The organism is Pseudomonas tehranensis, from assembly GCF_014268615.1.
Classification (GTDB): domain Bacteria; phylum Pseudomonadota; class Gammaproteobacteria; order Pseudomonadales; family Pseudomonadaceae; genus Aquipseudomonas; species Aquipseudomonas tehranensis.
The window spans coordinates 1-7699 of the sequence record NZ_JABWQV010000241.1 but is presented as its reverse complement, the minus strand read 5'-3'; the positions used below and the strand labels follow the sequence as shown (position 1 = coordinate 7699).

The window sequence follows — 7699 nt, the reverse complement described above, 5'->3', positions numbered from 1 at the left end:
GGGGGGGGGGCTTGCTCGCGAAAGCGGGGTCTCAGTCAACACACATGCTGACTGAACTGACGCCTTCGCAAGCAAGCCCGCTCCCACAGGTTTTGTGCGCTGATCACTCCATAAAGGAATGATCAGCAGCCCTCACTCAATCAAACATTCGGGCAAGGCACCGGCGCCCAGTCACCCAGGTCCGGGTTTTTGCACATGCTGTTGACCTGGCTGGTGCCGGCGCTGGCAACCTGCTTGCTTTCATCCTGCTTGGCCTTGGCGGTCTGCAGGGTTTTCTCGGTGGTCACCGCTTCTTTCGGCACGGTTGGCAACACCGGTTTTTTCGCCGGTTTCACAGCTTTTTTGGTCTTGGTCGAAGCCACAACCGGCTTGGTTTCCGCGGTCGCCACGGTCACCACGTCGGTACGCTGCACTCCCACTTGTTGCAGGTCTTTTTCATAGGCCTGGGTGTAGTTGTTCAGGTCTTCGGCGGCTTTGCCGTTGACCGCGACGATCAGGTCGTTGGACTCTTTGAGGCCGGAGACAATTTCCGCCAGGCGCTTGCGACCTTCGGTTTCGTTGACGGTCTTGGCCTTGCGGTCGGCCACCAGCTTGCTGAACGCGTTCTGGTAGCACTGCTGCGAAGTCTTGGCATAAGCCGTGCTGCGGTCGATGTCGGAGACGCTTTTGTTGACGTCGGCGGCGTAGGAGGCGATGCGCTGGTTGTCATCGGCAATCTGCTTCTGGCGCTCGGTGTAGTAACCGGTTGCGCCACCGGCCAAGGCACCACCGGCGGCACCGATGGCAGCGTTGCGACCGCGGTCTTCCTTGTCGGCGGTCAGCGCACCCAACAGCGCACCGCCGACTGCGCCAACCGCTGCGCCAGTGAGCACCGATTTGGTCATATTGCCCTCGGTGGAGCGCAAGTGCTGCACCGGCTCGTAGCAGTTAGGGTAGTACTCGACCTTGGTGCTCGACGCGACCTTGGAAGTCGGCGACGTAGCGCAGCCGGTCAGTACGGTGCTGAAGCCGACAGCGACCATCAGCAGGTGACGCTTGGAAACCGAAGTAAAAGGTTTACGGGAGAAAAGCATGATTGTGTTCTCTTTTTAAGTGTTGACCAGCTCAGCACGGCCCACCGCCGCCTGAGTCCCTTCCAAGCTCGCTGACAACCAACGGTCAAGACCGCTGACTGCTCGATGCGAGCAGTTCCTTCAATATCGCCGCCGGGTCGGCTCGTTTTTGCTGACGATACTGACCGACATGGCGAACGAATAACGTCGCGCGCGCCACCAGGCTCTTGCCCAGCACCGGCTTGCGCTCCAACTCCTCCTTGATGCGTTGAAACTGCGCCTGGATCACGGCATCGGTGTAACGCGTGCCGGTGGCCAGGTTGTCGATGTAAATCGCCACGGCGCCATCGAGGGCACTGCGGCCGTTGTTGATGGCCGTGGCGAACAGCTTGGCGCTGGCCTCGTCCTTGGCGTCCACGGCCTGCTGGCGACTGTTCTGCAAATTGGTCAGGCGAATGTTGTAGTTATTGATGGTCTCGACCACCAGGGCCGCCGACTGGATCAGGTTGCCCGCCGCTTCCTCGCGCTGCTGGGCGATGAGCGAGACGTTGCGTTTGAGCTCTTCGTTGACCAGCCCCAGCTCGGCTTGCAGGCGCGGGTCGACGCTGGCAGCGATAATGCTGTCCAGGCGCTTGGTCGGGTCTTCGGCTTCATCGATGGCATCGGTCAGGGATGCGAGGCGGCCTTCTTTCTCCCATTGGGCGAACAGCTCTTTGTAACGTGAGCGCGGCGCCGACAACGCCCCGACCGCCACGCGGAACCCGGTGGTTTCGTTGCTTTGCTCGGTGCCGTCGGCGGCGAACAACGGATACTCGCGACGCATGCCGGTGAACAGCGTGCCTTCGCCTTCCAGGTAGTTGCCGCCCTTGACCACGAAGCCACCGTAGGCGCCCTGGCGGCGACCGGCATGCACCAGCTGGAAGGATTCCTGGACCATCTCGGCGGCGTTGCCGATCACGTCGAACAAGCCGATGGGGTTAGGCAGTTTGATGCCGACGGGCATCAGCCGCGCCGCCTGGCCGGTGCCGCCCGCGACCTGGTTGAACACCGCCCAGTCGGCCAGTGGCCCGTCGCTTTCACTGCCTTCCAAACGGCGGGGAAACAGCCGTCCTTCCAGATCCTGACGGCTGACGGCTTGCCCGCCACGAGCGGCGAATTCCCACTCGACTTCGGTGGGCAAACGCACGAAGCCCAGCCCGCCGTCTTCGGCGGAGGTGCCGCGACCGCTCACCGGCAGCAGATCTTTGTGGTATTTCATCAGCCAGGCGCTGTACACCGCCGCAAAACGTTCAGCCTCGAACTTGGACAGTTTCACCTTGGGCAACCGTCCGGCCATGCCTTGTGGAAGCTCCGTTTGCAGCGCCTCGCAGGCCGGCGCGGGTTCGCCGCTGGCCAACGACTGCGCCTGGGCCATGACCTGGGTGTATTGGCGAGCAGTGACCTCGTATTTGCCGATGAAGTACAGCATCGGTTTGAGCGGGGTCTTGGCGTCAGCCTTGGGCATCAACGGCGCAATGGTTTTGTTCCAGTCCTTGGGCAGGTCCTTGAGGGTGAACTGGCCATTGATGAAGTCCCGACGATAACCGGAAATGAACGACTGCTTATAACCGGCCTCGCCTTCGCTGAACGGGTAGCCAAGGCTGATCTCCCGATCATCCAGGGTGCCTTGGGCGAGGATGTAGACATAACGGAACACCATTTGCCCTTCACACGGCAGCGGCAGGCTGACGTCACCGGGCAGCGGTTTAGGATTGTCCAGTTTGTCGGTGCTTTCGTCGGCCCAGGTTAAACCGGCCAGGCTCAGCGCCACGGCGGCGCCCAATAACTTATACATCGCGAATTCCTTCACACGCCTGGATGCGCGCCACCCGCCAGCCACCACAAGCCGCCGCCACGGCGCTGACGCCGAGCACGGCCACCAGGGCCAAGGTGTAGTGATGCACCAGCAAATGACTGGCGTACTCGCCCGGCATCTGCGCAAATAAATAATTGAGGCCCGACTGCGCCAGGCCATACAGCCCGACACTCAACAGGGCCGCCAGTGCGGCGCTGTAGAGCGCCTGCAACACCACGAACAACAACAGCGCCGCCGTGGAAACCCCCAGCAGGCGCAACACCGACAGCTCCCGACGCTTGCGCTCGACCGCCGCCAGGGCACCGGCAAAAATCGCCGCGAACGCTCCCGCCAACGCCAACCCGGCGATGATCCAGAACACGATCGACAGGTTGCGGCTCAGCGATTGCACTTGTGCGATGGTCTGGGCCTGGGTGGATACCAACAGGTTCTGCGCCGCGAAGTATTGGCGCAGCGGCTCGACATCGCCGAGGTTGCGGGCGTACAGGCGAAACGCCGGGTAGACCCGCTGCGCGCTCTGTCCCACCGTATCGCCCGGCCAGCCGAACGCGGGCACGGCGCGACCGTCGCGGTAGTCCTCGGCCGCTTCCAATAGCGCCAGCGGCGCGAACAAACCATCCCGGGCAAAAGCCTCAAGCGGCAACACGTGCAACACCTGCACCCGCGTGCGCTGCGCCTCGCTACGACCGGCCACCTGCCGACTGAAACTGGCCTGCAGCCAATCACCGGCCTTGGCGCCGAGTTTTTCGGCGGCGGTGTGGCTGAGCACCACTTGATCCAGCCCTTGCGGCACCGGCAGGCGCTCAAACAAAGGATCATCGGCCGCCGTGGGGATCATTTCGACGGTGACTGGCGCAGCCTCGCTGCTCAAATCCGCAGTGGCGGCAATCTGCCGCGTGCGGGCCAGGGCAAACGCCACATCACTGCGCTGGCCCAAATGCTCAACGAACTCAGCGCTGAACCGACCGCCGCCCAACGGGATGATTTCCCGGGTCGCCGGGTCATTCTCCAGGCGCTCGGTGAGGCTGCTGACCAGGCCGAATTTCAGACCGAACAACACCAGCAACGGCGCAACCACCGCCACCAGCGCCAGCACCGAACAGGCCGACAGCCAGGCATCATTGCGGTAATCCTGCCAGGCCAGGGAAGCCACCAGCGCGCCGCGCATCAGCAAGCCTCCCCGAGGGTCGCGGTGACGCCGCCATCGGCGTCGCGACGACAACTGATGCGCCGCACCTGCAAACCGCTGGCGCGAGCCAGTGACTCATCGTGAGTCGCAACGACACAGCACACGCCGTGTTCGCGGGCCTGGGTCACCAACAACTGCATAACCCGTTCAGCATTCAGCGGATCGAGGGCCGCGGTGGGTTCATCCGCCAGCAACAGGCGCGGCCCATGCGCCAGGGCGCGGGCGCAACTGACCCGCTGGCGCTGGCCGACGGACAATTCTGCCGGCTTCTTGCCCAGTTGATCGGCGATGTCCAGTTGCCCGACCAAGCGCGTGACGCTGCCGTCATCTGCCATGCCGAGCAGTTTGCGCGACAATTCGATGTTGCCGCGCACGTCCAGAAAACCCAGCAAACCACCGGTCTGCAACACATAACCAAGATGCCGGCTGCGCAGGTCCGCCAAGGCGCCCTGCTGCCCCGCACGCCACAGCGCGGCGACGTCCAACGGCGTGTTGGCCGGCGTGAAATCGAACTGCCCGGCCTGATCCGGCGCCAGCACCAAGGCCAGCAGATCCAACAAGGTGCTCTTGCCGCAACCGCTGGGGCCGACCACCGCCAGTTGTTCGCCGGCACGCAATTGCAGCCGTGGAATCACCAGACTGTAGCGCTGGCTGCCGGCGCCCCGACTTTTGTGTACGGCACTGATGTTCAGCATCATGGCAGCGTCGACAATGGAACGCGGTACAGGGCATCGCCCGGCTCGGCATCGCCGAACCGCACCCAGTTGGCCAGATCATTGTGGAAGGTCTCGTAGAGGCGGATTTTCGAATCCAGCTCGTCGATGAAATCCTCCTGCTCGGCCACGCTCAGGGACAGCCACAAATCCTGGGTCATGTTCAGCGACTTGCTGCGGTACGGCAGCCCTTCGAGGTACTCGCCGAGAATCCCGCCGTCAGCCAGGTTGCCACCCTTACGCAACGCCGAAGGATCACGGCTCATGTAGGCACTGGCACTGGCGATTTCCTGGAAGAAATCCTTGGGCGACGTCTGGGTCTTGCGCGCCGCATCGACGATCAGCTTCAACGACTGCTGCAAGTCGTTGAGCTGCAGCTTGGTCAGCATCACGCAGACCTGGAACGCCGGCAGCGCCGGGTTGGTCAGGTCACGGTCGGCGGTCCAGGCGCTAACCAGTTGCGGCGCCTGGCTGGCAGATTTGCGCCCCAAAAAGTCCATGTGCATCGCGTAGCCCACCGCCGCCGATTTATCCGTCAGGCTCGGCGCGGCGCCCAACTGCGGAACAGCTTGCGGTTTGTTGCTGCGCACCTGATGGACCAGGTCGGCGAACACCGAACCGATCTCGTCAACGCGCTCGCCAAACTTGCGCACATCGGCGCCCGGCACCGGGATGTACAGGTCACCGATCTGCGGGTTGGCGTCAGCGGTCAGGGTGCGATATTGGCTCTGCGCACCGCCGTGGGTTTTCTTGCCGGCGTCGCTGAGCAGGTGCAGGGCGTAGATCTTGATCTGTTTGCCCAGCGCCGCCTGACGCACTTCGGCTTCGTTCATTTGCGTGGCGGCAAACGGATCGTTCTTGCGCAGGGCGCCGGCATCGGTGACCAGGAGGATCAAGCGCCCGCCGTAACCGGACCAGTCCATGCCTTCAACGGCTTCCATGACTCCGGCAAACGCATCTTCGTTGAACGAGTGGCTCGACACCGTGGACGCCTTGACCTGCCGCGCCATCTCCATGAAACGCTGCGGATCGCGACCTTGCTCCAGGGTGATCAGGGTTTTGGCAACGTACTCCAGGCCGGGGGTTTTCTGGGTGCTGCTGCGAAAACCCACCATGCCGAAGCTGACACTGTCCAGCTCGCCACGCTCGGCGATGCGGCTTTGCAGTTCGTGGACCACGTCGCGGACTTGATCGATGTAAGGCTGCATCGACACGGTGGTGTCCACCACCAGCACCACGGCGGTACGGAACGCGTCGGCGTTGGCGGTGCTGATGGGCGTGTTGGTTGTAGCCCTCGGCGTGTTGCCGGGGTCGATGGACGCCACGTTCAGCAACTGCACCGGCTGGCCGGTCTCGTCGAAGCTTTCGCGGGAATCGAAGATCGGCAACAGGTAGAACTGGTTCTGCGGCACAGCGCTGGCGGCCGGTTCCAGGGCCAGCACTTGCTGGTTGTCTTCACGGTTCTGCTGGGCCTTGAGCAAGACATTCCTGGCCGCTGAAGGGTCGGCCAGCAGCTTTTCCACTTCGCCGGGCTGACGCAGGAACATCACCGGCGCACGGCCGGAACGCTCGGTGAACTTGAGCACCAGGCTTTGCTTCCAGTCGCTGACCTGCGTGGCCGGCAACCAGCCGTCGCTGCGCCCGTCCGTGGCCGCGCCAACCCGCAACCAGGGGCTGCCATCGAGGTCTTTACGCTCATACACGTACAGCACGGAAAACGCCGGCAACGCCTTGCCCGGCGCCGCGCCCGCTTCTTCAGCGAGCTTGGCGCCCGGTTTGCTCAGCACTCGCTGGAACAGGGTTTTCTTGCCAGCCATCAACAATGGACGCTGACCACCATCGGTCTGCGTCGCCACAGGCGGTTTTGCCGGAGGCACTTCTGGAGCCTTCACCGGCGGCGGATTAACCGGCGGCGTCGAGACAATCGGCGGCGTGTCTTCTCCATCGTCGCCCGACAGCCACCAATAACCCGCGCCACCCAACGCCAGCGCCACGGCTACCGCGACGGCGGCGAGTGCGAACACCGGCCCCTTGCGTTGTTCCGAGACGCTGGACTGCGGTGTCGGCTTCACGGGCGGCGCAACCGGTTTGGGCGGCGGCGTGGGCTGCGCCGGGCCGCTCGGAATGTCGATGGACACTGGCGTCAATCCCGCCAGGTCATCGCCGGAGGCTGGGGTCGACACGGGCAGCGGCAACGGCCGGATCAGCGTCGCTTGCGCCGATTCCTCGGGCAGATTGTCCAGGGCCCGCCACAGCGCCGCTGCATCCGGGAAACGCTCCGCCGGGTCTTTGGCCAGCAGTTTGCGCAGCACGTCCTGGTAGTGACCGTGATGCACCGGCAACTCCGGCAACGGTTCGGTCAGGTGCGCCAGGGCCGTGGACAGCGCGTCATTGCCGGTATACGGCAGTTTGCCGACGAGGATTTCGTAGAGCACCACGCCCAGGGCATACAGGTCGGCGCGACCGTCGATGTCTTGCCCACGAGCCTGTTCCGGGCTCATGTAGCTGGGCGTACCGACGGCGAAACCGGCCTGGGTGAATTGGGTGCGGTCGTCCAGGGACTTGGCGATGCCGAAGTCCGAGAGCACCGCCGTACCGTCAGCGCGGAACAGAATGTTGGCCGGCTTGACGTCACGGTGCACAAGGCCCAAGCCATGGGCGTAACCCAGGGCCGAGGCAATCTGGCGGATGTAGATCAGGCCCTGCTCCGGCGACAGGCCGGCGGCAATGCGCTCCTTGAGCGTGCCGTTGGGCAGGTACTCCATGGCCATGTAATACAGCTCACCGACGTTGCCGATGTCATGGATGGTGACCGTGTGCGGGTGGGACAGGCGCGCCAGGGTCTTGCCTTCGCGTAGGAAGCGCTCGCAGAACGTCGGGGCGGGCCCCC

At 63.7% G+C, this 7699-nt stretch carries 5 protein-coding genes; all 5 read right to left on the bottom strand.

Features of this window, described 5'->3' with window-relative positions:
* Nucleotides 1-140: 140 nt before the first annotated feature.
* On the bottom strand, nt 141-1073 hold the full coding sequence (gene tagQ, locus HU811_RS22830; protein ID WP_186658221.1) for a type VI secretion system-associated lipoprotein TagQ: 933 nt from the start codon (nt 1071-1073) through the stop codon (nt 141-143).
* Between the two features lie 85 nt (nt 1074-1158).
* Nucleotides 1159-2886, bottom strand: coding sequence for a formylglycine-generating enzyme family protein (locus HU811_RS22825; RefSeq protein WP_186658220.1), 1728 nt, complete (start codon nt 2884-2886; stop codon nt 1159-1161).
* On the bottom strand, nt 2879-4075 hold the full coding sequence (locus HU811_RS22820; RefSeq protein ID WP_186658214.1) for an ABC transporter permease family protein: 1197 nt from the start codon (nt 4073-4075) through the stop codon (nt 2879-2881). The genes HU811_RS22825 and HU811_RS22820 overlap by 8 nt, the downstream gene beginning before the upstream one ends.
* On the bottom strand, nt 4075-4791 hold the full coding sequence (locus tag HU811_RS22815) for an ABC transporter ATP-binding protein (RefSeq protein ID WP_186658222.1): 717 nt from the start codon (nt 4789-4791) through the stop codon (nt 4075-4077). The genes HU811_RS22820 and HU811_RS22815 overlap by 1 nt, the downstream gene beginning before the upstream one ends.
* A partial coding sequence (locus tag HU811_RS22810) for a serine/threonine-protein kinase (RefSeq protein WP_186658212.1) occupies nt 4791-7699 on the bottom strand: 2909 nt, incomplete at its 5' end. The genes HU811_RS22815 and HU811_RS22810, both read right to left, overlap by 1 nt.

Coding starts and splice junctions, on each gene's coding strand:
- HU811_RS22825 (WP_186658220.1), bottom strand. CDS start 2,886: ATGTATAAGTTATTGGGCGCCGCCGTGGCGCTGAGCCTGGCCGGTTTA.
- tagQ (WP_186658221.1), bottom strand. CDS start 1,073: ATGCTTTTCTCCCGTAAACCTTTTACTTCGGTTTCCAAGCGTCACCTG.
- HU811_RS22815 (WP_186658222.1), bottom strand. CDS start 4,791: ATGCTGAACATCAGTGCCGTACACAAAAGTCGGGGCGCCGGCAGCCAG.
- HU811_RS22820 (WP_186658214.1), bottom strand. CDS start 4,075: ATGCGCGGCGCGCTGGTGGCTTCCCTGGCCTGGCAGGATTACCGCAAT.